Source organism: Acinetobacter lwoffii (assembly GCF_015602705.1).
Classification (GTDB): Bacteria; Pseudomonadota; Gammaproteobacteria; order Pseudomonadales; family Moraxellaceae; genus Acinetobacter; species Acinetobacter lwoffii_E.
In genome coordinates, this window is record NZ_CP059081.1 from 974102 (window position 1) to 997774 (window position 23673).

General features: G+C 40.0%; 21 protein-coding genes and 1 pseudogene. 10 read left to right on the plus strand and 12 right to left on the minus strand.

The window, feature by feature from the left end; translation table 11 throughout:
- Nucleotides 1-870 precede the first annotated feature (870 nt).
- The 3 genes from purL to H0S56_RS04640 all read left to right on the plus strand — a co-directional run bounded on the left by purL (nucleotide 871) and on the right by H0S56_RS04640 (nucleotide 5965).
- Nucleotides 871-4704 (plus strand): phosphoribosylformylglycinamidine synthase, encoded by a 3834-nt coding sequence (gene purL, locus H0S56_RS04635; RefSeq protein WP_195725772.1) that lies wholly within the window; start codon nucleotides 871-873, stop codon nucleotides 4702-4704.
- 304 nt (nucleotides 4705-5008) lie between these two features.
- Nucleotides 5009-5134 (plus strand): KGW motif small protein, encoded by a 126-nt coding sequence (locus H0S56_RS14415; RefSeq protein ID WP_253144109.1) that lies wholly within the window; start codon nucleotides 5009-5011, stop codon nucleotides 5132-5134.
- Nucleotides 5135-5218: 84 nt separating this feature from the next.
- Nucleotides 5219-5965: an abortive infection family protein gene (locus tag H0S56_RS04640; protein WP_195725773.1), complete on the plus strand. Its 747-nt coding sequence runs from the start codon at nucleotides 5219-5221 to the stop codon at nucleotides 5963-5965.
- A gap of 35 nt (nucleotides 5966-6000) precedes the next feature.
- Here the strand turns inward: H0S56_RS04640 and H0S56_RS04645 are convergent, their stop codons facing one another.
- Both H0S56_RS04645 and H0S56_RS04650 read right to left on the minus strand, forming a co-directional pair.
- Complete coding sequence (locus tag H0S56_RS04645) at nucleotides 6001-6570, minus strand: hemerythrin domain-containing protein (protein ID WP_227554927.1); 570 nt, start codon at nucleotides 6568-6570, stop codon at nucleotides 6001-6003.
- A gap of 554 nt (nucleotides 6571-7124) precedes the next feature.
- Nucleotides 7125-8867 (minus strand): FAD-dependent oxidoreductase, encoded by a 1743-nt coding sequence (locus H0S56_RS04650; protein WP_195725774.1) that lies wholly within the window; start codon nucleotides 8865-8867, stop codon nucleotides 7125-7127.
- A 170-nt stretch (nucleotides 8868-9037) separates the two neighbouring features.
- Here H0S56_RS04650 and H0S56_RS04655 point away from each other — a divergent pair, with 170 nt between their 5' ends.
- The 3 genes from H0S56_RS04655 (at nucleotide 9038) to H0S56_RS04665 (ending at nucleotide 11850) form a co-directional block, all read left to right on the plus strand.
- Entirely contained in the window at nucleotides 9038-9919 is an 882-nt protein-coding gene (locus H0S56_RS04655; RefSeq protein ID WP_195725775.1) for a LysR substrate-binding domain-containing protein, read from the plus strand.
- 17 nt (nucleotides 9920-9936) lie between these two features.
- On the plus strand, nucleotides 9937-10254 hold the full coding sequence (locus H0S56_RS04660; protein WP_138742567.1) for an NGG1p interacting factor NIF3: 318 nt from the start codon (nucleotides 9937-9939) through the stop codon (nucleotides 10252-10254).
- 132 nt (nucleotides 10255-10386) lie between these two features.
- A complete protein-coding gene (locus tag H0S56_RS04665) occupies nucleotides 10387-11850 on the plus strand; it encodes a carotenoid oxygenase family protein (RefSeq protein ID WP_195725776.1) in 1464 nt (487 codons plus the stop codon).
- Between the two features lie 84 nt (nucleotides 11851-11934).
- Here H0S56_RS04665 and H0S56_RS04670 read toward each other — a convergent pair.
- The 4 genes and pseudogenes from H0S56_RS04670 to H0S56_RS04685 all read right to left on the minus strand — a co-directional run bounded on the left by H0S56_RS04670 (nucleotide 11935) and on the right by H0S56_RS04685 (nucleotide 15929).
- Nucleotides 11935-12543 (minus strand): annotated as a pseudogene (locus H0S56_RS04670) (hypothetical protein).
- A gap of 285 nt (nucleotides 12544-12828) precedes the next feature.
- Complete coding sequence (locus H0S56_RS04675) at nucleotides 12829-13299, minus strand: MarR family winged helix-turn-helix transcriptional regulator (RefSeq protein ID WP_195725777.1); 471 nt, start codon at nucleotides 13297-13299, stop codon at nucleotides 12829-12831.
- A gap of 963 nt (nucleotides 13300-14262) precedes the next feature.
- Nucleotides 14263-15057 carry a nitroreductase family protein gene (locus H0S56_RS04680; protein ID WP_195725778.1) on the minus strand — a complete coding sequence of 265 codons (795 nt, stop codon included), beginning with the start codon at nucleotides 15055-15057 and terminating at the stop codon, nucleotides 14263-14265.
- Between the two features lie 71 nt (nucleotides 15058-15128).
- Complete coding sequence (locus tag H0S56_RS04685) at nucleotides 15129-15929, minus strand: enoyl-CoA hydratase-related protein (RefSeq protein WP_180181256.1); 801 nt, start codon at nucleotides 15927-15929, stop codon at nucleotides 15129-15131.
- Nucleotides 15930-16032: 103 nt separating this feature from the next.
- Here H0S56_RS04685 and H0S56_RS04690 point away from each other — a divergent pair, with 103 nt between their 5' ends.
- Nucleotides 16033-16602, plus strand: coding sequence for a nicotinate-nicotinamide nucleotide adenylyltransferase (locus H0S56_RS04690; RefSeq protein WP_195725779.1), 570 nt, complete (start codon nucleotides 16033-16035; stop codon nucleotides 16600-16602).
- Between the two features lie 5 nt (nucleotides 16603-16607).
- Here H0S56_RS04690 and H0S56_RS04695 read toward each other — a convergent pair whose 3' ends face one another.
- Complete coding sequence (locus H0S56_RS04695; protein WP_195725780.1) at nucleotides 16608-17513, minus strand: LysR family transcriptional regulator ArgP; 906 nt, start codon at nucleotides 17511-17513, stop codon at nucleotides 16608-16610.
- Nucleotides 17514-17618: 105 nt separating this feature from the next.
- Between H0S56_RS04695 and H0S56_RS04700 the strand changes: the two genes are divergently transcribed.
- The gene (locus tag H0S56_RS04700; protein ID WP_071850386.1) at nucleotides 17619-18224 is read left to right on the plus strand and encodes a LysE/ArgO family amino acid transporter; all 606 of its coding nucleotides are present in this window, start codon (nucleotides 17619-17621) and stop codon (nucleotides 18222-18224) included.
- Nucleotides 18225-18633: 409 nt separating this feature from the next.
- Nucleotides 18634-19197, plus strand: coding sequence for a YceI family protein (locus H0S56_RS04705; RefSeq protein ID WP_195725781.1), 564 nt, complete (start codon nucleotides 18634-18636; stop codon nucleotides 19195-19197).
- An 87-nt stretch (nucleotides 19198-19284) separates the two neighbouring features.
- Here H0S56_RS04705 and H0S56_RS04710 read toward each other — a convergent pair whose 3' ends face one another.
- From H0S56_RS04710 to dapD, 5 genes are all read right to left on the minus strand, one after another.
- Nucleotides 19285-19743 (minus strand): peroxiredoxin, encoded by a 459-nt coding sequence (locus tag H0S56_RS04710; protein WP_114540876.1) that lies wholly within the window; start codon nucleotides 19741-19743, stop codon nucleotides 19285-19287.
- 82 nt (nucleotides 19744-19825) lie between these two features.
- Nucleotides 19826-20239: a hypothetical protein gene (locus H0S56_RS04715; protein ID WP_005097581.1), complete on the minus strand. Its 414-nt coding sequence runs from the start codon at nucleotides 20237-20239 to the stop codon at nucleotides 19826-19828.
- A 16-nt stretch (nucleotides 20240-20255) separates the two neighbouring features.
- On the minus strand, nucleotides 20256-20924 hold the full coding sequence (gene queC, locus H0S56_RS04720; RefSeq protein WP_195725782.1) for a 7-cyano-7-deazaguanine synthase QueC: 669 nt from the start codon (nucleotides 20922-20924) through the stop codon (nucleotides 20256-20258).
- A 34-nt stretch (nucleotides 20925-20958) separates the two neighbouring features.
- A complete protein-coding gene (gene queE, locus H0S56_RS04725; RefSeq protein ID WP_195725783.1) occupies nucleotides 20959-21669 on the minus strand; it encodes a 7-carboxy-7-deazaguanine synthase QueE in 711 nt (236 codons plus the stop codon).
- A gap of 131 nt (nucleotides 21670-21800) precedes the next feature.
- Nucleotides 21801-22622, minus strand: a complete 822-nt coding sequence (gene dapD / locus H0S56_RS04730; RefSeq protein WP_004645637.1) for a 2,3,4,5-tetrahydropyridine-2,6-dicarboxylate N-succinyltransferase — start codon at nucleotides 22620-22622, stop codon at nucleotides 21801-21803.
- Between the two features lie 319 nt (nucleotides 22623-22941).
- Between dapD and carO the strand changes: the two genes are divergently transcribed.
- Entirely contained in the window at nucleotides 22942-23673 is a 732-nt protein-coding gene (gene carO, locus H0S56_RS04735) for an ornithine uptake porin CarO (protein ID WP_168730823.1), read from the plus strand.

Sequence of the window (23673 nt, forward strand, 5' to 3'; positions counted from 1 at the left end):
ATTTTTTTATATGAGCCTCATAATTCCTGGTGAATTTTCTTATAAATACGAGTGGTGTTTTGCTATTTATATTGTGCTTTTTACGCATAATAGAACTAATGAATAAGTGATGAAATTTCAAAATATTAGATATGGTGGAGTAATTTTATGGATATGATTTTTGGTCTTTTAGATGAGTAAATTCCGCTTAATTATGATCTGAGAAGATAAACATCAAATATGAAAAAATAAAAGGATCAAAATAAGGAATTTTATTTTTATTCTTTTGGAAGATGAGAATAGATGTCCGGTTTTTATTCTGAAGATTATGTCAAATTAAAATGCCACTCATTATTAATTACTCATTTATATGGCAGAGTAATTTGCCTCTGGTGCTGTAATGGAGGAGATGAGCGGAGAACTGTTCCTTGTATTGCAGAACGGCAGAAGACTTTTAACCAGTTTTCTAATCTTAGAAGTCAAAGTTAGGAGTCACTCAAAAGAATTAAAAACAGTCTCAAAAAATACGACTTCATGAAATCTTGTAATCAAGTATTTCATTTTGGCCTAAATCGGAGTTTTGGCAGGTCATGACAATAAAACCTGAATTTGAGTTTGCACTGATTGTTGTTGAAAAATAATACAATTTTTACATATAAAATTATTCTGAAGCGGTTTTGATTTTTCTTTAAAAAAATGTGATAACCTGTGCGACTACATTCAATTTTCCTGACTGAAAATAAACGAAATATTTTAAAAGTCCAGGATATTTCAGACGTAGTTTTCTGATTTGGCATCTAGCCGATTTCCTTATTTCACAGTAGAATATGCGCTCTCTCAAGTCACATTGTGGCATGGTTGTTCAGACCATCCCGTGGAGCCAAAATCAGCATGTTTATCGTTGCCGGTGCACCCGCACATTCTTCTTTTAAGAAAACTCAACTATTATCGCGTTTGACGTCAATTAGTTCTGTTCAATCAATTGAAAGTCAATGGGTCTACCTCTTTGACCAAGCGCTCAGCGAGCAACAACAGCAATCAGCTTTACAGCTTCTCAACGATGGTCAATCTTTTGAATTGCACCAGGCTGCAAGTGATGAAATCCAGATTTTAGTCACACCGCGCGTCGGAACCATCTCTCCTTGGTCCTCTAAAGCGACAGACATTTTCAAAAACTGTAATACGCCGGTTCATCGACTTGAACGCGGCGTTTTATTTACTTTGAAGGGCGTAAAAGAGCTTTCTAAAGAAGCATTGCAAGTACTTCACGACCGTATGACCGAAAGCGTATTCAATGCGATTGAAGATGCTGCGGTATTATTTGTGGAAACTGCGCCAAAACCACTGAACTCGATTGATATTCTGGGTGAAGGTAAAGAAGCACTTGTAAAAGCCAACAACGAGTTTGGTTTTGCATTATCAATGGATGAAATTGATTACCTGACTGAAGCTTTCATCACGCTGGGTCGTAATCCGAATGACATCGAACTGATGATGTTTGCGCAAGCCAACTCTGAGCATTGCCGTCATAAAATTTTCGGTTCGGAATGGACGATTGATGGTGAAGTTCAGCCATTATCATTGTTCCAGATGATCAAGAACACCTATAAAGAATCACCAACAGATGTATTGTCGGCTTATAAGGATAACGCTTCGGTGATTGTTGGTTCAGATACCCAGCGTTTTTATCCAACTCAAGAAGACAACGGCCATCAGGTTTATAAATACAAGAGCCAAGCTGCTCACATCCTGATGAAAGTGGAAACCCACAACCATCCAACTGCGATTGCGCCATTTGCCGGTGCAGCGACAGGTTCAGGCGGTGAAATCCGTGATGAAGGCGCGACCGGTCGTGGTGGTAAACCGAAAGCAGGTTTAACCGGCTTTACGGTATCTAACCTGAATATTCCAGGCTTTGAACAGCCTTGGGAAGAAAACTACGGCAAACCATCACGTATGGCATCGCCGTTACAAATCATGATTGAAGGCCCATTGGGTGGTGCTGCATTCAATAACGAATTTGGTCGTCCAGCTTTAAACGGTTACTTCCGTACTTTTGAACAAAACGTCAATGGCGATGTTAAAGGTTTCCATAAGCCAATCATGATCGCGGGTGGTTACGGAAATATCCGTCCAGATCACGTTGAAAAAGATCCGATTTTACCGGGTGATTTGTTAATCGTACTCGGTGGTCCAGCCATGCTGATCGGTCTTGGCGGTGGTGCTGCATCTTCTGTAGATAGCGGTAAATTGGGCGAAAACCTAGATTTTGCTTCGGTACAACGTGAAAACCCGGAAATGGAACGCCGTTGTCAAGAAGTGATCGATACTTGCTGGCGCATGGAAGACCATAACCCAATTGTGTCGGTGCATGATGTAGGCGCGGGTGGTGTATCAAATGCTATGCCTGAACTGGTGAATGATCATGAGTTAGGTGCAGTGCTAGATCTTCGTAAGATTCCATCTTTAGAACCTGGCATGTCGCCGATGGAGATCTGGTCAAACGAAGCGCAAGAGCGTTATGTATTGGCGATTCGTCCATCTTCTTTAGAATTATTTGAGTCAATCTGTGCGCGTGAACGTTGTCCGTTTGCAGTACTGGGTGAGGCGACTGAAGCACGTCATTTAACCGTTGAAGATCCATTGTTCGGCAACAAGCCAGTGGATATGCCAATGCAAGTGATGCTTGGTGGTACACCACGTATGAGCCGTACCTACGAAACGATTGAACGCAAAGGCGATGACTTTGATGCAGCTAAAGTCACTGATTTAAAAGATGCGATTTATCGCGTTCTTAAAAATCCGACTGTTGCTTCTAAATCATTCCTGATCAGTATTGGTGACCGTTCGATTACCGGTATGGTCGCGCGTGACCAGATGGTAGGTCGCTGGCAGGTTCCTGTCGCGGATGCTGCTGTGACTACAACAAGCCTTGTTGGTTACACTGGTGAAGCAATGGCAATGGGTGAACGTCCTCCAGTAGCCTTGTTGAATCCTGCTGCTTCTGCACGTTTATCTGTGGCTGAATCGATCTCGAACATCATGTCTGCGAAGATTGAAAAAATCAGCGACATCAAATTGTCTGCAAACTGGATGGCGGCTGCCGGTCAACCGGGCGAAGACCAGGCATTATTCGAAGGCGTAAAAGCCATCGGTATGGAAATGTGTCCTGCTTTAGGCATTGCCATTCCTGTCGGTAAAGACTCATTGTCTATGCGTACCACCTGGAATGATGAAGGTGAAGACAAGTCTGTGACTTCTCCAATGTCGGGCGTGATCACTGCATTTGCGCCAGTGACTGATGTGCGTCAAACATTGACTCCTGAACTGAAAGATATTGAATCTATATTGGTTCGTATTGATCTGTCTAAAGGTCAGTTCCGTCTAGGTGGTTCGATTCTGGCGCAGGTGTATAAAGCAATCGGTTCAGTGACGCCTGATGTCGACAGTTTCGATGACTTCAAAGCATTTTTCGCATTGGTTCAAGACTGGAACAACCGTGGCTTAATCAAAGCGTATCATGACATCGGTGATGGTGGTTTATTGGCGACTGTTGCAGAAATGATGTTCGCATCACGTCTAGGTGTGGCTTTAGAAGATCAATCAACTGCAAGCTTATTCGCTGAAGAAATTGGTGCAGTGCTGCAAATCTCGAAAGCAGATTGGGAAGCACTACAAGCTGAAGTTGCAGCATCTACGCTTAAAGATGCAATTGCAGTGGTGGGTACTGTAAATAATTCTGATCAGTTATCTGTAAATGGTTTGGTACTTGAACGTGCTGATCTGCAAGTGGCATGGACTGAAGTTTCTCATCAAATCCAGCGCCTACGTGACAACGTACAAACTGCAGATCAGGAATTTGCCTTAATTACCGATAAAGCACACAAAGGTATTATCGCCCAACCAACATTCGACTTGAATGAAGTGATTGAAGCACCTTTCATTAACTTGCGTCGTCCAAATATGGCAATTCTGCGTGAGCAGGGTGTGAATGGTCATATCGAAATGGCGGCAGCTTTCGATAAAGTGGGCTTCAATACCGTTGACGTCCACATGAGTGACTTGCTGGCAGGTCGTATCAGCCTAGATGATTTTGAAGGCCTGGTGACGTGTGGTGGTTTCTCGTATGGTGACGTGATGGGCGCTGGCGGCGGCTGGGCGAAATCCGTATTGTTCAATGCTAAATTACGTGACCAGTTTGAGAAATTCTTTAACCGTCAAGAAACCTTCTCGCTGGGTATCTGTAACGGCTGTCAAATGTTGTCTCAATTGGCCCCATTAATTCCGGGTGCGGATGCTTGGCCACGTTTCCATCGCAATACGTCTGAAGTATTTGAAGCGCGCGCAGTGAACGTTCGTGTAGAAAAATCGAATTCAGTATTGTTACAAGACATGCAAGGTTCGATTCTGCCAATCGCTGTGGCGCATGGTGAAGGTCGTGCAGTTGCAACGGCGGAAAACTTTGCTGCATTGAATGCATCGAATCAGGTTGTTCTACGTTATGTAGATAGCCATGGCAATGCAACTGAACAATATCCATTGAACCCGAACGGTTCACCAGAAGGTATTACCGGTGTAACGTCTCAGGATGGCCGTGCAACGATTATGATGCCACACCCTGAACGTAACTTCCGCGCGATCCAGCATTCATGGAAACCAGAAGACTGGGATCAAGACGGTGCTTGGTTACGTATGTTCCGTAATGCACGTAAATTTATTGGTTAATTCACTTTAGCTTGAAAAAGGGTTGCGCAAGCAGCCCTTTTTTATTGCAAAAATTACCGGAATAGCGGCAAAACTGGAAAATCTTTCAGCTTTTGTTTAAACTAGCTTCATCAATTGCCACCTTTAGGTGGCTTTTTGTTTTTTAATTTTTTTAATTTTCTTTCTCCCTACGGACTTGGTTTAGATTTTGCTTTCATATTGTATATAAAGTGCTATGGTATGTTTTATGCACAACTTTATTGCACTATAAAAGAAAGATGGAATAGATCGGTTCAGTATCAATTCTCAAAGATGAGGTGATGACATGGCTAAGACGCTCAGAATAATGGATAGAACAGAATTACGTCAGAAAGGTTGGTGGTTATTTGGTTTTGTTGTTGGCCTACAGGTACTGTTCTTGGTAGGTAGTTATTTGCTACAGGGTTCTTGATCAACAGATTTAAAAAAGCCACCGAGAGGTGGCTTTTTCATTTTTAAAATTATATATTTGTTGAAAATGGGTGAAAAATATAAGATGGATAATCAGGAAAAATTAATAAAAATAGAAACTATTCAGAATTTACTTATAGCTCATGCTACAGGTAGTAATGAAAATACTAGCGAATATGAAACTTTAAGATTCTATTTATTAAAAGAAGCTGATATTAAAAATTTATTACCAAAATACATTCTAACGTGTAGGAATCTACAGCAATTTTGGCAATTTATTAAATTTGAATATGCAACATATGCTGAAAGACGGGATTTCATTTGGAAGTCCTTTCAACCCATATTAGAAAAACTAGAATTTAGTAGTGAAGTCCCTTCTGATCAAATTATAAAGAATGTCGTTCAAAATATAGATTCAGATTATATCCATACAATCTGGAACAAAGCCTTAGAAAGAAGAACGACTGATCCAGATGGTGCAATTACTCTGTCTAGAACTCTTTTAGAGTCAACATGCAAACATATCCTAGATGAGCTAAGTGTAGAATACGGTAATGCTCCAGATATAAACCAGTTGTATAGATTAGTCAGTAGTAATTTAAACTTGTCTCCATCACAGCATACAGAGCAGGTATTTAAGCAAATCTTAGGTGGCTGTAGTGCGATAGTTGAAGGTTTAGGCTCATTAAGAAATAAAATCAGTGATGCTCATGGTCAAGGCAAAAATAATGTGAAGCCTTCTCCTAGACATGCTGAGTTTGCAGTAAATTTAGCGGGAACAATGGCAGTTTTTTTATTTTCTACTTGGGAAATGAAAAAAGAAAAGATATAAAAAGACTACCCTAGGATAGCCTTTTTTATATTTACTTAAACACGGCTATACATGGTACAGAGCTCTTTTTCTTCACGCTCAATACGTTGCACCAATGCAGAACCAATCGCTTCATATTCTTCTTTAAATTCAGCAGCAGATGCACGGTTTACCCCAAAATCCATCCAGTGATCTATAAACTTAATCACAGTCCGCTCAATGACACGCATTTCCTTTCTAAACTGACGTAAAGATAAAAATGCCTGGCTTTGTTCTTTTAAGCCTTGTTCCAAGTAACCATAAAACTTGATATTTTCAGCATCTAAATGCGCTTTAAAATCTTGTTTAAATTGAGCTAATTGATCAGGCAGTAAATGATATTCCTGTAGATTTAAAGAATTGCCAATGTTGCCGTACAGATTCAGAAGTTGTTGGTGATCTAGTTCCAAATGTTTAATCAGATTCGGATAAAAAGGAATACCTACTTCATCATGTTTAGAGGTGGTATCAATCGAGTGACGATTACCCAAATCTAGCGCCGTTTCATTTTGTGGATTGTCCGCTTTGGATGGGTTAAATCCATTGAAAAGTGATGAAAATAACTGTTTTAACCAATTAAATAACATTGGGGGAAATCCTGAATTTAGATTTTATTTTCAAATCAAGATCATCCATTCTTTTGATTTGAAAACATAAAATTTTTGCGTTTAAGTGTTTCAGGCCGGAATGTCATTGGCATTGCATTCGCGGTATCAATGAGAGGATCAAAAGTTGAAGTTAAGTTTTCGACCATTCCTAAAGCCGTCGAATATCTGGGAGAGATTTGCCATGACATGTGCTTACTTCACAACGAACATTATCTTGCTGGCTGAGTGCGGGAGAAGTTTGAACCACAGATCAGCAAAATGAATGTGTCCTAGCTATACAAGGCAGAACAGTATGACTGAACCTGAATGAGGTAAATTACACTGTATTAATGTGAAATTTATCAAAAAATCAATTGTATATGTGCATTGGTATTGGAAGGAATCGTTGCGATTAAATAAGTTTTAATCAATCAGGGAGTTTAGGAAAGAAATTTTAGAACAAAGTGGCTTCAAGAAAAGCTGAGAGTCAGTATATGTCATTATTTTAAAAGCATAAAAAACCACCCGAAGGTGGTCTTTTCAAAACTTATTCATTAAATAACTAGCTGAACCTGTTTGAGTACTGCTTTTAGCGTATTTTCATAATCAAAAGCCTCATTGGTACTGTCCTGATAACGCCAAGCCACATAACCATCCGGACGAACCAGCACTGCGCCAGATTCATGGATTTCAGATTTGCTGTTCCAAGTGCCATACACATCACGGTAGTCACGAGAACCGATCTGAATCACATTCAGATAAGGTAAGTTCAGTACTTCAACAGCCTGTTTCCAGCCTTTGCCAGATAAACCTGTGAGCAGGGTAAAACGACCTTTACCGGTAATATCTAAAGTCGACTGCTTTTGACCTTTGGTATTGATCAGCCGGGTATGCGGAACTTTAGCACCCGGGCGAGTCGTTGCCTGTAAATAAAGCTGTTGATCTCGCTCAAATCTTTCAGGCTCAGATTCGCTAATCACTGCATTGGAGCTATATCGCTGGTCCAGCTCTACACCTTGTGCATTAAATTCGAAGTTTTTAATTTCCAAAGCTTCAAACAGCTTTTTGCGGATTTCAGCACCTTGCTCATCTTCCGAAAAAATACGTTCCAGCATTTGTTTTTGTGTAGTCACACCATTGTCAAAACCAAAGACTTCTTTCAGGTATTTATAATCAAAACGTGATTGATTCGCTCGCGCCACAATTTGCTTGCCGACCGGTGCACGCTCAGTCGTATAGGAATCCAGCAGGGAAGGTGCAGCCCAGCCTTTTACCGCGTATGCTAGTTTCCAGCCTAGGTTAAAGGCATCCTGCATGCAGGTATTTGAACCTAGGCCACTCGATGGTGGATGACGGTGTACCGCATCACCACCGCAGAATACGCGACCTTTAGAATATTCAGTTGCCCAGGTCTGGTTCACATACCAGTACGACAATTTCTGGATTTCGACTTCTTCAACTTTCGCACCGACAAAGGCATTCAGGCGAGCACGTACCTGTTCTTCAGTCACTTGTGGTTCGCCTTTGGAAATGTCAAAGCCCCAACCCATAATCCATTCATGCCATGGCGTAATGGCACGTAACAATCCCATGCCGAGGTCGCCAAAGCTAGCTTCAGGATTCACGATCCATTGCAGAATCGCAGGACGATGTTGAACGTATTGAGAAAGATCAGCTTTAAAGGTCACATAGACGGTACCGGCACGTGCCATCACGCCTTCCAGTGGCAAGCCGAGCTGTTCCAATACACGAGATTTAGCACCATCCATACCCACCAGATATTTTGCTCTTAAGCTAAATTCAGTATTGGTAATGCGGTTCAGGAAAGTAGCAGTCACGCCATCTTCGTCCTGCACATGTGACAGGTATTCAGTATTGAAGTTATAAATTGCACCACGTTCACCGGCATTTTTCACCAGTAAAGCTTCCATTTTGGGTTGGATCAAATCAACTAAAGGACATGGGCTGCCTTTGATATAATCGCCATGACGCTCATCACCTGTACCCCATGCACTTAAACGGGCGATTTCTTCGCCGACCAGACTGGTGGTAATCAGGCTTTCACCCATTTGATCCCATGGTGTTGCAATCTCTTTAACCTGTTCTTCAACACCCAAATCACGTAATACTTCCATAGCACGCTGGTTGGTAATATGCGCACGTGGACTGTTCGCCAGCCAGCTAAACTGGGTAAACAGTTGTACCTTGATGCCATAATTGGCTAAGGCCAGACCTAATGTTGAACCTGCAGGACCGGTACCAATGATCAGAACATCAGTGTCATAGTGTTGTGTCATACAAGACTCCATGTATATGCGTGAAGAACAAGCCATCTATATAGCTATACACTCTAGTAAATCAGGATCTGCTGATATAGCGATATTCATATAAACTATCGACCTATTCTTATTTGCAATACGTGGGTCATAATCTTAAGATGCTGACCTGATCAGAAACCGGGCAGCCTATGGAACTTCGACATTTACGCTATTTTATCAACGTGGCGCAGCAACAAAGTTTTACCAAGGCCGCCGAAAAGCTGTTTACTGCCCAACCGTCGTTAAGCCAGCAAATTAAGGATCTGGAACAGGAAGTAGGCATTGTCCTGTTTGATCGTTTATCGAGAAAAGTCAAACTCACCGATGAAGGACGGGCTTTTCAGGTCTATGCCGAAAAAGCACTGGAAAATGCCAAGCTGGCGGTGGCAGCAGCACGTCAGGTTGCACAGCAGAAAAATAACCAGATTCATATTGGCTTTCTAAACGTGGCAGAAATCAAAGTGATGCCGCAGATTCTGGCACAGCTTAAAAAAACCATGCCGGACTTGAAAATCCATCTGCATAGCCTGACCTGTATGGAACAGATTCAGCGGCTAAAAAATGCTGAACTGGATTTATGTATTACCCGTTTTCATCTGGATCATCCCGATTTTGACAATATTCATTTATTAACCGAGCAAACTTATCTAGTTGCTGCTCAGCATTTACATCCTACAGATCGAATCCTGAAATTACAGGAACTGAAAAATCACAATATGATTATGTGCGAGCAGAATGCTTCGCCCGTATTTTATGAAAAGCTGGATAAACTGCTTTATATTGATCAGTTCGAACATGAACAGCTGTTGTGGGTGACCAATGTCTTGCAACACATTAATCTGACCAATATGGGAATGGGCTTTAGTTTTGCGCCCGAATATTTACTGCGTTTTTTGAATGATCATGTGAAAATCATCCAGACTGATCAGGCACTGCCAAAACTGGGTTTATATGCAACATTTAACAAGAATTCTCAAAATCCTGCATTGAAGATGATTGTCCAAGCCCTTCACAATACGACAAGCATCTGAATTTCAGGAAGGAATATATGTTAAAGCTGATTTACTACGTGCCAGATGAAAATCTGGAAGACACCAAGAATGCAGTATTTTCAGCAGGAGCGGGCGGTATTGGTGAGTATACGAATTGTGCCTGGCAGGTTTTAGGAACCGGACAGTTTAAGCCGCAGGAAGGTGCAGATCCTCATATTGGTGAAGTGGGTAAACTGGAACAGGTACAAGAATGGCGGGTAGAAATTCTGGTGCCGGATGAAAAGGCAGTCGAAGTGGCCAAGGCGCTGAAAGAAAGTCATCCTTATGAAGAGCCAGCCTTTGAATTTATTCAGCTTCTGGATATCAAAGTCTAAAATTGATACTCTGCTGCGGCGCGTTTAACTTAGCGCGCCGTTAATCTAGATTCAGAAACCAGCCGACCTGCTTTTGTTATTATCATTTCTTCCAGAATAATCCAAAGAAAAAATATAATAAGGAAAATAACAATGCCGTGGCCAAAACCGCTGAGCAGTGCGCTTAAGAATACCCTCAGTAAATCTATCCAGTACGGTACAGAAATCCTGCATCAGCGCATTCCATATTCGCCAGATAATCCCTATCTGAAAGGTATATTTGCACCAGAGCGGCAGGAACACTTTTCCACAGATTTAAAGGTTGAAGGGCAGATTCCTGCAGAACTGGATGGCGCATTAATGCGGATTGGTCCAAATCCTATTAATGTTAAAAACCCACGCAACTATCACTGGTTTACGGGCGATGGTATGTTGCATGCGCTCAGACTGAAGGGTGGCGAGGCACATTGGTATAAAAGCAGTTATATCGGTTCTGCCAGTGTGCAGAAAAAACTTCATCGACCACAAATTCCAGGTAAAACGCGCGGTGTCGCGGATGCTGTCAATACCAATGTTATCCACTTTGCCGGAAAAATCTGGGCACTGGTAGAAGCGGGAGCTTATCCAGTTGAGTTGAATGCTGCACTGGAGTCAAAACGACATCATTTGTTTGAAGATGATCAGGATTTTCCATTTACTGCCCATCCGCATGTTGATCCTGAAACGGGCGATATTCATGCGATTTGTTATGATGCTTTAAGTCAGAACAAAGTTTTTTATCTACAGATAAATTCCACAGGAAAATTGAAACATCACGTCGACATTCCAGTGAAACATGGTCCGATGATTCATGATTGTGCCATTACCAGATCTCAGGTGCTGATTCTGGACCTGAATGTGAACTTTTCTGTACGCAGTGCTTTAAAGGGTCCAATATTGCCATATCAATGGAATCCAAAACGGCAGGCACGCATTGGTATATTGCCTTTTGGCGGTAAGGCAATAGATATTCGCTGGTATGAGATTGATCCCTGTTTTATTTTTCATACCGTGAATGCTTATGAGCTGGATTCTGGTGATGTGGTTATGGATGCGGTGGTGCACTCCAAAGCGTTGGTCAGTTCGATTCAGGGACCGATTGAAGATCAGGATATTCGGCTGGAGCGGTTCATTTTTGAACACGGCACTGGGAAAGTGGCTCGGACGATATTATCCGAGATGAAACAGGAATTCCCACAGATTAATGAAGCTTATACCGGACGGCCTTATCGCTATGTCTACACTATTTCCTTTGGCGAGTTTGATGATCCTTTTCATGTCAGCAGCAATACTCTTTTGAGCCATGATGTGGAAACTGGCAATTCAGAAAGCTATTCTTTTGGAGAAAACTGGGTAACAGGAGAGGTGATATTCGTCGCACGGGAAGGGGCGCAAGCTGAAAATGAGGGCTGGCTCATGTCTTATGTTCATGCTCTAGATGGATGCCCATCCAAAGTGGTGATTCTGGATGCACAGCATATGGCTGAAGGGCCGATTGCAACCATTCATTTACAGGTACGTGTACCCGTCGGGTTTCATTGTAACTGGATTGATTATCGGAAATTGAGAACAATATGAGCTTGAGTTAGGTATATATAGCTATCTATATAAGTAGAAACCTCTGAAATCAAACGGACTTTATCATAGGCTTACAATTGAAATTCAATTCCAGAATTCTTGATATTTTGAGACCCAATACAATTTGGTTTTTATGTCGTAGCTACCATCGGGATTCAGGGAAATGAGGTAATGAATCTCTTTACCTTGACTACGGTTGCCTTTACCTTCAGAAACTTGGTACTTATATTTTTCTACTTCTTGAGGAGGAGTTAGTACAATACGGTTCCATGCTGTGGCTGGGATTTTTGCTACACCTTCCTGTTGCGCTGCCATTATAGCGAGTCTTTTTTTTGCTGCCTCTTCTCCTTGAGCATAACGTAGTTCTTCAGGAACACCATATCCTTTTTTTATTTGCTCTTCATAAGTCAACCAAGGGGCATATTCAATAATAATTTGTTCAGGCACATAACCTTCAGGAGATACTTTACAAGTGTTATCTGTAGTTAAATATTTAGTTTTTCTTTTTACAGGCATATTTCCATCGCTATCATAAAAATTACGACACAATGGCTAATTGTTTTTAAAAACAAAGTTATGCTCAAAGTCGGATGGCCCTACAACAAAAGTGATACTATTCTTCATAAGCGGTGCCGTTGCTTGACAGCCAGTTAATAAGCAGATAACGCAGATTACTAGATATTTTATTTTCATTAGTTTGCTCCTAGGTTTAAATCTAGATTAAATTTTAATGCTGTTCCGTAATTGGCTTTGATCTAGTTAAAATAATTTATGATTTGAATTAATTTTTTAAATGTTGTTATTATATAAATATTAATTAAACAGATGATTATTTTTTTTAATTATAAAAGATATCTATTATTTTAAATAGATATCTTTTATGCGAATTATTATAATATTATTTCCTGAAATTTAAAAAATATAATTTCCCCTGATTTTAACTCAATTTTTATATACTTTAATTTCCCTTTAATTCAACTAATGCGAAGGAGCTAGATTGCGGAAAATATGCTTAAGACTGTGTAGCATTTTTTCAATTTGCAACGGTGTTAAACCATCGAAAGATTGCTCTAGTACAACAATGCTAAGATCATTAATCTTTTTAATCATTTGCTGACCTTTTTCGGTTAATAATACTCGGGTAATTCGTGCATCATCCTCACAGGAATAAGTATGTACTAATCCCTCATCTTTTAGGCGATAGATGATTTTAGTAGTGGTCGACATCTTATAAATCAACATGTCAGATAAATCAGAAATACTCGCTCTATTTTTAAATTTTAATGCCAGCAAAATACGTCTGCGAGAATTGTCTAAACCGTATTTCTTTAAGGCATAGTCAACATTTTGCACATATTGGGTATGCACTTGACTAATCCAATGATAGGGTGAATCTTCTAAATTAAAATCTGTAGGAATGGATAAAAATTTACTGTACTTTTTTGTCATGGCCTCAACTCTTCTATATGTTAGGGTCTTTTTAATTTGTTTAAAAAATGCATTTTATTTCAAAATATTTACTATCCTATTATAAGGTTATGAATCTTATCTTCAGTACGTCTTCACCTCCTATTTAACTTCTTTTTAAGATGAACCCTCTAATTCTTTTTTGCTTCTTCGAGCCTCTTTTTATAAAAGAACTAGAGAGCCAAAATTTCAGTCAAATTTTTTTTTATTTATCTATTGTTATTATGCGAACTGATTAAATCATCTTAATGATTAAATGATCTATCACAAAAAATACCATTTTCAATTAAGAAATACTTAAATATTCGTTCCGGTTAGCATTTTTTTATTTCGGAAAATTCATCTTTCTTTTTGCCTTAACTTTAATTCAGTAAGCTTAAGATAGTTTTGTAAGTCTTTTTAAAGCATATTAAGATATTGTTTTATATTGATATTTAATATTTTAATTTTTTTATACTTTAAAAGTATAAAAATTATCTTCATGAAAAATAGAAGAAAAATAAACTATCTTTTAGATTCCGCAATAGACATTTTGTGTGATTGTGTAAAATTTTTTTAAACTTTTTAGTTCAGCTTAATTCTCGATTAAAAAGAAATTTAACTAGAGAAATCACTAAATTGGATCTTGAACTCAAAACTTATAATCAAAAAATTAATGGAAGAAGAATCGGAATTGTGCATGTATTTGGTAGTGTGAAAGCTTTCAAAATATTTACTGAGCACGAGCAGAATAATGGGAAAAGACCCGATTTAAGATTTAATTTCTGGCATCTAAAATTTGTAACTTAGTAAAAAACAACTTATGAAAGGGCGTTAATAAAAAATATGAAATTTCCCTTAAGATTTATCTTATATAGTTTTTAGCGAATAAAAAGTGAATGATGTGACATCCATGTCACAAGATATCTACCAGATTTAAGCTATTTAATTTCTAAGATGAGAAGCTTAAATCTTCTGAATAAAAAGCTCACGATCAAAACGGTACTGAGGGAAGAATACTCCATCTTCGGCACGTTCACCTGCACCAATTACCATGACCGGATACTGTTCATCATTTAATTTCAGAATTTCACGAACCATCGGCTCATCAAAACCTTCCATCATACAGCTGTCAAAACCATAAGCACGTAAAGCTAAAACCAGATTTTCACAAGCGAGCGCCGTCGTTTTGGTCGCCCAGAGTTTCGCATCAGCCGGGCTGAAAGCAGACACTGGCATTTGTTTGTCCAATGTACGGGCAACTTTGAAAGCCACTTTCTTAAAGTTACCAAAAGCATTCAGATAACCAGTCTTATAGTTGTAAGGAATATATTTATAGTATTTCTTAATCGCGGGCGGTGCTTCTGGAAATGGAAATTCATTTACATTACGTTTCGCCATTTCATCGATACGGTCGGTACGTGCGATACAGACAATTAGCTCAGAAGCTGTTTTGGCTGCCAGTTGACTCATACAGGCTTTGACCAGATGTTTTTTCTTGCTTGAATTTTGTACCACATAAAAAGTCCAAGGCTGCAAGTTCGACGAATTCGGGGCCAACAATGCCAGATCCAGACAGGCATCTAGAACTTCAACAGGAATTGGCTTTTTGGTAAATTTACGTACTGAACGTCGGCTTTCAATTACTTTACGAAAATTATCGACATCTATATCTTGGGGTGCAGGTTCGTAATAACGTTTCTTTTCTGGATTTGAGCTATCTGTTGTTTGGGAAGAGGTTTCGGAGTTTTGATTTGGCATACTTCAGATTCTTGGAAAAATAAAAGATTGAGGCAGTTTAAACCACCTCATTGAACTCATAAGTTTGAAAATTAGTTGAATTGTGTGAAATCAGGTTTACGTTTTTGCATAAAGGCTTGAACCGCTTCCAGCATTTCTGGTGAGCCGACACGCTGCATGAAAATCTCTGCTTCATGGTCAATCCATTCCACAATTTCATTCACATTGTGTTTCATCAAGGCTTTGGATTGCACCAGTGATGCCAATGGCAGGGCAGAGAGTTGGGTAGCTTGTGCTGCTGCTTTGGTGTAAACATCTTCTTCAATGCTATTTACCAGACCTGCGTCGAGTGCTTTTTCGCTATTGAATTTTTGCGCAGTCAGCAATAATTCGGCCGCTTTATGATAACCCGCTTGCTGAATCAACAGCTTGCTTGAAGCGCCTTCAGGCGATAGACCCAGACTGACAAATGGAATCTGGAACAAGGCAGTATTGTCACTATAGACCAGATCACAATGCAATAAGATTGTCACGCCAATGCCGATTGCAACACCACGCACCGCAGCAATCAAAGGCTTGGAAAATTTTGCAGCAGATTTGAGTAAAACAAACGGCGGGCCTTCAGCAGCGGGTGCCTGACCTTTCTTCGCAGCAGATTTCATAAAATCCTGCATATCATTACCGGCACTAAAGTCTGCATCCTGACCACGCAATACAACTACACGAACTTCAGGCGCCTGATCTGCTTCATCCAAGGCTTTCGCAATCCATAAATAAAGCTCGCTATATAGCGCATTTTTCGCTTCCGGGCGATTGATGGCCAAAGTGAGTACACCATGTTCTAAATTCGCATTCAAATGCTCATGAGGTTGTTGAATACAGCTCAGTGTCATCGTACTATCCTTGCTTTAAAACTTAATTTGATTTTATGGGAATGATTATGTCGCATATTTATTGGGACAGCACAACTCATGAGTCATAAAAAACTGATCCCTTATGAACTATACATTTGATTATCTGGTTTTCATTGGCCGCTTTCAGCCTTTTCATCTGGCACACATGCAAACTATTAATATTGCCCTGCAGCACAGTCAACATGTGATTTTGGCTCTCGGTTCTGCGCAAAATGAACGCAATATCAAGAATCCATTCTTGGCTTCGGAGCGTGAAGCCATGATCCTGTCAAATTTTAGTCCAGAAGATCGGGCTCGGATCAAATTTGTAGAAGTCATTGATGTTTATAATGATGAAAAATGGCAGAAACTAGTGAAATCGCTGGTGAATCAGGTTATTGAACCAAATGCCAAAGTTGGGCTGATTGGGCACTTTAAAGATGATTCTTCTTATTATTTAAAGTTTTTTCCAGAATGGGAAATGGTCGAACTTGACAGCCTTGAAGATGCCTTATCTGCCACGCCGATGCGTGAAGCTTATTATCGTGGCGAAATTCAACGAGATAAATTTCCACAAGGCACGATTGATTTTCTAGAAAATTTCCAAAAAACCACGACCTATCAGCAACTTAGTGAAAAATTTTCCCAGAATGATAAAACCAATCTGCTTTAAAAGTATTAGGTCGTTATGGGTTGATTCATGGTAGTTTGAGCATGCTGTCTTAGACATTCACTTAAAATCTCCAAGGCAGGAGACTGTTCTTTCCAGTGATGCCAATATAGGGGGACTTCAATGCGTAATTCCCTTGAAAGCTCAAGCAGTTGACCTGACTCTAGCAAATCCCTGGTTTGATAGTCCGGCAGCCAGCCATAGCCTAGACCCATGACAATCGCATCAAAAAATGCATGGGTCGATGGAATAAAAAAGTGAGGATATTGTGCTAGATTCAGGCCAAATTCGTGCTGAATAAATTGGGTATGGAGTTGGTCTTTTTCATTAAAAATAATGGCAGGGGCAAGGCGTAGCGCATCCCGATGTACGCCTTGATGAAACCAGTTTCGGGAAAATTCAGGCGTAGCAACGAGACGGTATTGCATCTGTCCGATCAATTCTGCCCGGCAACCTTTCATTGCCTTGGCTTCAGTACTCAAACAGGCATTGACGAGACCTGCTTCTAACAGATGATGAGTCTGTGATTGATCATCCACCTGAAAATGCAACACAATTTTATGCTGGATCAGCTGGGCTTGTAAGGTTGGTAATAGCCAGGTCGCGAGCGAATCAGCATTGGTGGCAATATTCAGACAATAGAAACCTTCCTGTTGCAATTGTCCACCCAAATCCTGCATCAGATTCTGTTCTAGCAAACGTTGATGCTGTAAATAATGCAATAAGGTTTGTCCGGATTGAGTCACACGGCAAGGCCGATCTCTCACCAGAAGCAATTGTCCCAATTTTTTTTCCAGACTTTGAACACGAAGGGTCACTGCCGAGGCAGTAATATTTAGCTGCTCGGCAGCAAGATCGAAACTTCCCGTTTTTGCAACTGCGTAAAAAGCATCACATTGTTTTGCATTCAGCATATCTGTTATCTAAAAATAATTTAGTTAAATTGATATTAACTTAGTTTTAATTAATCGCACTCATTTTTTTGCATAATTCATTTATTCAAAAAAAAGGGGAATGTGATGTTCAGTTATATGGTGAGTGGTTTTGCTGTGGGAATGAGCCTGATTATCAGTATCGGTGCACAGAATGCTTTTGTATTAAAACAAGGTTTAAAACAACAGCATGTGTTCTGGGTCTGTGTGATTTGTGCCTTGTCTGATTCCATTTTAATTCTGCTTGGCGTACTGGGCTTTGCGCGCGTCATTGAACATTATCCGGATATTGTTATATTTTCTAAATATATTGGCGCAGGATTCCTATTTTATTATGGTTTGCACCATGCGATCAGCGCATTTAAATCAACAGAGGTTTTAGCACCAAGTGATCAGCTAACAGAGCATTTTCTACAAGTACTGATGATCTGCCTGGCTTTTACCTGGCTAAATCCGCATGTTTACTTAGACACAGTCATATTGATTGGATCAATTTCAACCCAATACGCCTTAGGAAAATGGTGGTTTGCTTTAGGTGCTGTCTGTGCTTCCTGGTTTTTCTTCTTTAGTTTGGGATATGGGGCAAAGATACTGACGCCTTGGTTCCAACATCCAAAAGCATGGAAAATACTGGATGCTATTATTGCTTGTACTATGTGGGGCGTCGCAGTGTCATTAATTCTCAGTATTTGATTCAGGCTACGAAAGCCGATAGATCGGTTAAGAGTTATCTAAGCGTGTCATTTTAGATAGTGATGGAGAATAGGCAGCGCAGAAAACAACTCTTTTCAGTGCTGCAAGCACATGGATATTTCCAATATAAATTGAACTTAAAATAAACGATCTGTTTGTACAAAAAATTTATAAAATCAGAATTTTATAAGATGAAAACAGTCTCCTGCTAGCCTAGCAGAGCCACTTATAAGAGAAAAATCAGCGCAAGTATTTTGTCCGTTAGTCATGAATGATTTTACAAAAACTTCAATAAACTGGTATAAAAATAACGAAAACCTGTTCGCTCAAAAAACAAGAAAATTTAGTTTCAGATTAAGCCGTGTACTTAAATCCGATCAATAAGAAATTAAGCAAGGTGGATTTAAAATTGAAAACAATAATAAAAACTGGACTCCTTAGCCTAGCGATCTGTTTAGCTTTGACCAGTCAGTCTTTTGCAAGATCATGGACCTTAACTCCCAAAAGTGATGTCGGTTTTGAGATCAAGTCGATGGGATTGACTGTGGTTAAAGCCAAGTTCAATCAGGTCCAATCTACAATGCAGTTTGATGCTAAAGCACCGCACAATGCCTCAACTCATCTGGTCATGGATGTGGAAAGTTTAAGCTTTAGTAAGCCGCTATTTAAACATATGATTTTGGGCGAAGACCTGTTTTATGTAGAAAAATATAAGACTGTAATTTTTAAAAGTATCCAGTTTAAAGACTTGGGCAATGGCAAATACAATGTTTTAGGTCATTTAACCCTGCGTGGTGTGACCAAGCCTGTGATTTTTGAAACAACCTTTAAACCCAGTATGTCGAATGCCAACCTGCTTGATGTTCAGGCATCTGCCGTGATTAACCGTAGGGATTTTGGTATGAAAAAAGGAATTGCCGGCGTAGGGGATAAAGTGAATCTTCATCTATCAGGCCAGTGTGCAATGAACTAGGGGAAATATAAAATACTTAATTATATAAGTTTGCTCGTAAAAAAAAGCCCGAATGGTTCGAGCTTCTATTTATACACAAGCATGCAATTAAGCAGCTTGTAAAGCTTTTAAATCTTCCAGAACTTGTTCTGCGTGACCTGCTGCTTTGACCTTACGGTATTCTTTGACCAGTTGACCGTTATGGAAAATGAAAGTCGAACGCTCAATGCCCATCACTTGTTTACCATACATGTTCTTTTCTTTGATTACATCAAAATGATGACACAACACTTCTTCTTTATCGCTGATCAGATTAATACTCAGGTTCTGCTTTTCAGTAAAGTTCTGATGAGCTTTTACCGAATCACGGGATACGCCAAGAATTGTGGTATTTAAAGCATCGAACTGATCTTTTAAACAGGAAAATCCTACTGCCTGAGTTGTGCAGCCCGGTGTAGAATCTTTAGGATAAAAATAAATCACCAGCCATTCTGTATTTAACTGGGTTAAATTAATTTCCCCTGTCGTCGCAGGAAAATTCTGGTCAAGCAAACTAATTTCAGACATAAAAACTCCTGTTTTCTCTAAATTTTTTCAAAAAAAATAAGCCACATTATAGTGGCTTATTTTATCAAAGAATAATCAGATATTATTTCTTTGGTGCCGCTTGGGCTGATTTCATTGCTTCTTCAGTCAAAGTTTTCAGTTTGCCTGTTAACTGTGGACCAAAGCATGCTTGAAGATCTTTATTCTGCTTCTGTACAAAAGCTAAAGTGCCTGGGCTTTTCTTCTGGTTAATGGTGCTTTGAATTTCCCATTTTTGTGCATTGGTTAATTTTCCATCTGCTTCAATAGCACAACCACAATATTTGCTGACTTCAGCAGCCGTCAATTTTTTACTTTTGCCAGTTTCATTTTTACAAACATTGATCAATGCAGATTTTACATTGGTGCTTTTATAAGCTTGTTGTAATTTGTCATCAGCCGCTTGAGCCGTAGTTGCGAACATAGCAGCAGCTGAAACAATTGCTGAAAGCACGATGCTTGATTTTAAATTCTTCATAAACTCTACCTTGTTATTACGGTATATAACGTGTCGGGTCTTCAACACCTGCGTCCGCAAAACCCTGTTTACGTAAACGACAACTGTCGCATTTGCCACAGGCACGTCCTTGGTCATCTGCTTGATAGCATGACACCGTTTGACTGTAGTCTACGCCATGTTCAATACCTAAGCGAATGATATTTGCTTTGGATAAATGTAACAAAGGTGTTTCAAATTTGAGCGCCTGACCCTCTACGCCAACCTTGGTCGCAAGGCGTGCCATGTTGGCAAATGCCTCGATAAATTCCGGACGGCAATCCGGATAACCGGAGTAATCAACTGCATTAATTCCGATAACAATCGCTTCAGCTTCGAACACTTCAGCTGCTGCTAAGGCGTAAGACAAGAAGATGGTATTACGTGCCGGAACATAGGTAATCGGAATGCCAGCCTGTTCATGGTCGGGCACCTCAATACTATGATCGGTAAGGGCTGAGCCACCCAGATTACCCAGATCAATATTGATCACTCGATGTTCCACACCCGCATGTTGCGTTAAAGCTTTTGCTGCATCCAGCTCGGTCGTTGAACGCTGACCATATCGAAAACTAAGTGCGATACATTCATAGCGTGCCTGTGCCCAAGCCAGACATGTGGTTGAGTCTAAACCGCCAGATAACAGGACAATGGCACGAGGGCGCATAAGCTGATTCTCCAAAAAAATACTTTACAAAAAATTAACGACCAGTTTCATCATTCCATAACAACTTGTGCAGCTGTAACTGGAAACGAACAGGGAGATGGTCTTCTAAAATCCACTGAGCCAAATCACGTGCCAGTGGTGGTAACTGAACTGCACCTTTTTCGACCGCAAATGCAGGCGAAAACCAAACTGTACTCACTTTGTCTTGAAGTTGGTACAGTTCTAACTGCTGCTTTGACCATTCATAATCTTCACGATTGCATATCACAAACTTGATTTGATCATGTGCAGTTAAATGATCGAGATTAGAAAGCAAATTCCGTGCAACTTCACCTGAAGTTGGTGTTTTTAAATCGAGGACTTTGGAAACACGTGAATCCACTTTGGACACATCTAAAGCGCCACTGGTTTCAAGTGAAACTTCGCATCCTAAATCTGCCAGTCGCTGCATCAGGGGTAGGGCATTGGGCTGCGCCAGTGGTTCACCACCGGTCACACAGACATAAGGGGTTTTAAAATCAAGCGTGGTCTGGATAATATCGTCCAGAGACTGACGCTCACCGCCTTCAAAGGAATAGGTGGTATCACAATAGCTACAACGCAATGGGCAACCGGTTAAACGGATAAATACTGTTGGCAGTCCTGCGGCATTGGCTTCACCTTGCAATGAATAGAAAATCTCCGTAATGCGTAAACCCGCAGACGGATCAGAAACTGGGATTGCAGAAGATCGAAGCGTATTCATAACAAAATTTACCAATGAAAAATAAATAACCAGGTATAAAAATAAAAATCCCTACGATTATTACTAATCGTAGAGACGAGGAGCAGTTGAAGCTCCGAGGAACACAAATGTGTCCTCTAAGTTAAGACATCTTAGTCTTCGCGTAATAGATCGTTCAGGCTTGTTTTAGAACGAGTTTGTGCATCAACTTTTTTCACGATAATGGCAGCATACAAGCTATAAGTACCGCATTTAGATGGAAGGCTACCAGCAACAACGACTGAACCTGCTGGTACGCGACCATAATGAATTTCGCCAGTGGCACGGTCATAAATCTTGGTCGATTGACCAATGAATACGCCCATTGAAATCACAGAACCTTCTTCAACGATCACGCCTTCAACGATTTCAGAACGTGCACCGATAAAGCAGTTATCTTCAATAATGGTTGGATTCGCTTGAAGCGGTTCAAGCACACCACCAATACCTACACCACCTGACAAGTGAACATTTTTACCGATTTGCGCACATGAACCTACAGTTGCCCAAGTATCAACCATCGTGCCTTCATCTACATAAGCACCGATGTTGACATAAGAAGGCATCAAGATTACGCCTTTGGCCTGAAAAGAACCTTTACGTGCGACAGCAGGTGGTACGACACGTACACCAGCAGCCTTGAATTGTTCTTCAGTCCAACCAGAGAATTTCGTCTCTACTTTGTCATAGAAACGAAGATCACAAGCTTCCATTGGTTTGTTGTCGTTTAATTTAAATGATAACAATACCGCTTTTTTAATCCATTGATGAACAACCCATTCACCATCGATTTTTTCAGCAACACGTAAAGTACCATTGTCTAGACCAGCAATTACTTCCTCAACTGCTTGACGGATTTCAGCAGAGCAATCTGCAGCTGTAAAATTCGCACGGTCTTCAAACGCTTGTTCAATGATTGTTGAAAGCTGCGACATGATCTTCCTTCCAGAAAAAAATTTTCTAGATTTTACACTATATTGCAGGAAAAATAGTTGAAAGCACTAAAAATAGATGAAAAATAACCAGAAGTGTAGAAAGCGTGAAATTATTAAAGTGATAAGTGTACTTTTTCATTATGTTGAAATGTAGGAGAAGTGTTAGAAAACACTTGGTTCTCAACAAGAAAAATTAATTTGTATCAAAAAATAACAAAAGATGAGCAAAATGTGAATAAAAAATATTTTTTAAGTCCTTTATATTGAGCCTATCACGAATAACTAATGATCAAAATAAGTTCTTTTGAGGAGAGAAATAATGAAATCTTTACATAATATTTTAGCAGTATCAGTCTTAGCTCTAGCAGCGGGTTCTGCGATGGCTGCTGATGAAACAATCGTAACAGATGAAGGCGTTGCTGAATTCTCTTTCTTTAAACCAGCTTCTGTTCGTGCTGAAGTCGGTACTACCGGTTATGGTGGTGCAATTTCCTGGAGTGCTAACCCATATGTAGGCGTCACTTTAGGTTATAACGGCGGTGATATTTCCTGGTCGGATGATTTATCAATCAATGGTTCTGATTATGACCTGGATATGGACAATAACCTGACTTACCTAAATGCTGAAATCCGTCCTTGGGCAAACTGGTTCTATATGGCGGCTGGTGTAGCTTATGTAGATAATCAATATGATATCGATCGTCGAGTTCGTTCGGGTGAAACCTTCTCCGTAAATGATGTTGAATTCAAGGCAGTAGGAGATGCACGTATTAGTGGTGACCTATCTTATAAAAATAATATTGCACCCTACCTAGGTATTGGTTTCTCTCCAGCGATTACTAATCGTTGGGGTGTGTTTGGTGAAATTGGTGCTTACTACAATGGAAATCCAACAGTTAACTTAACTTCAAGTGGAGTTGCTACTCCTACAAATCCTGGAGTTATTGCTGACTTTAACCAACAAGTTCAGTTGGAAGAAGATGATATTCGTAACGACAATGAGTACGAATGGCTACCAGTCGCTAAACTTGGTGTAAGCTTCCGCTTCTAA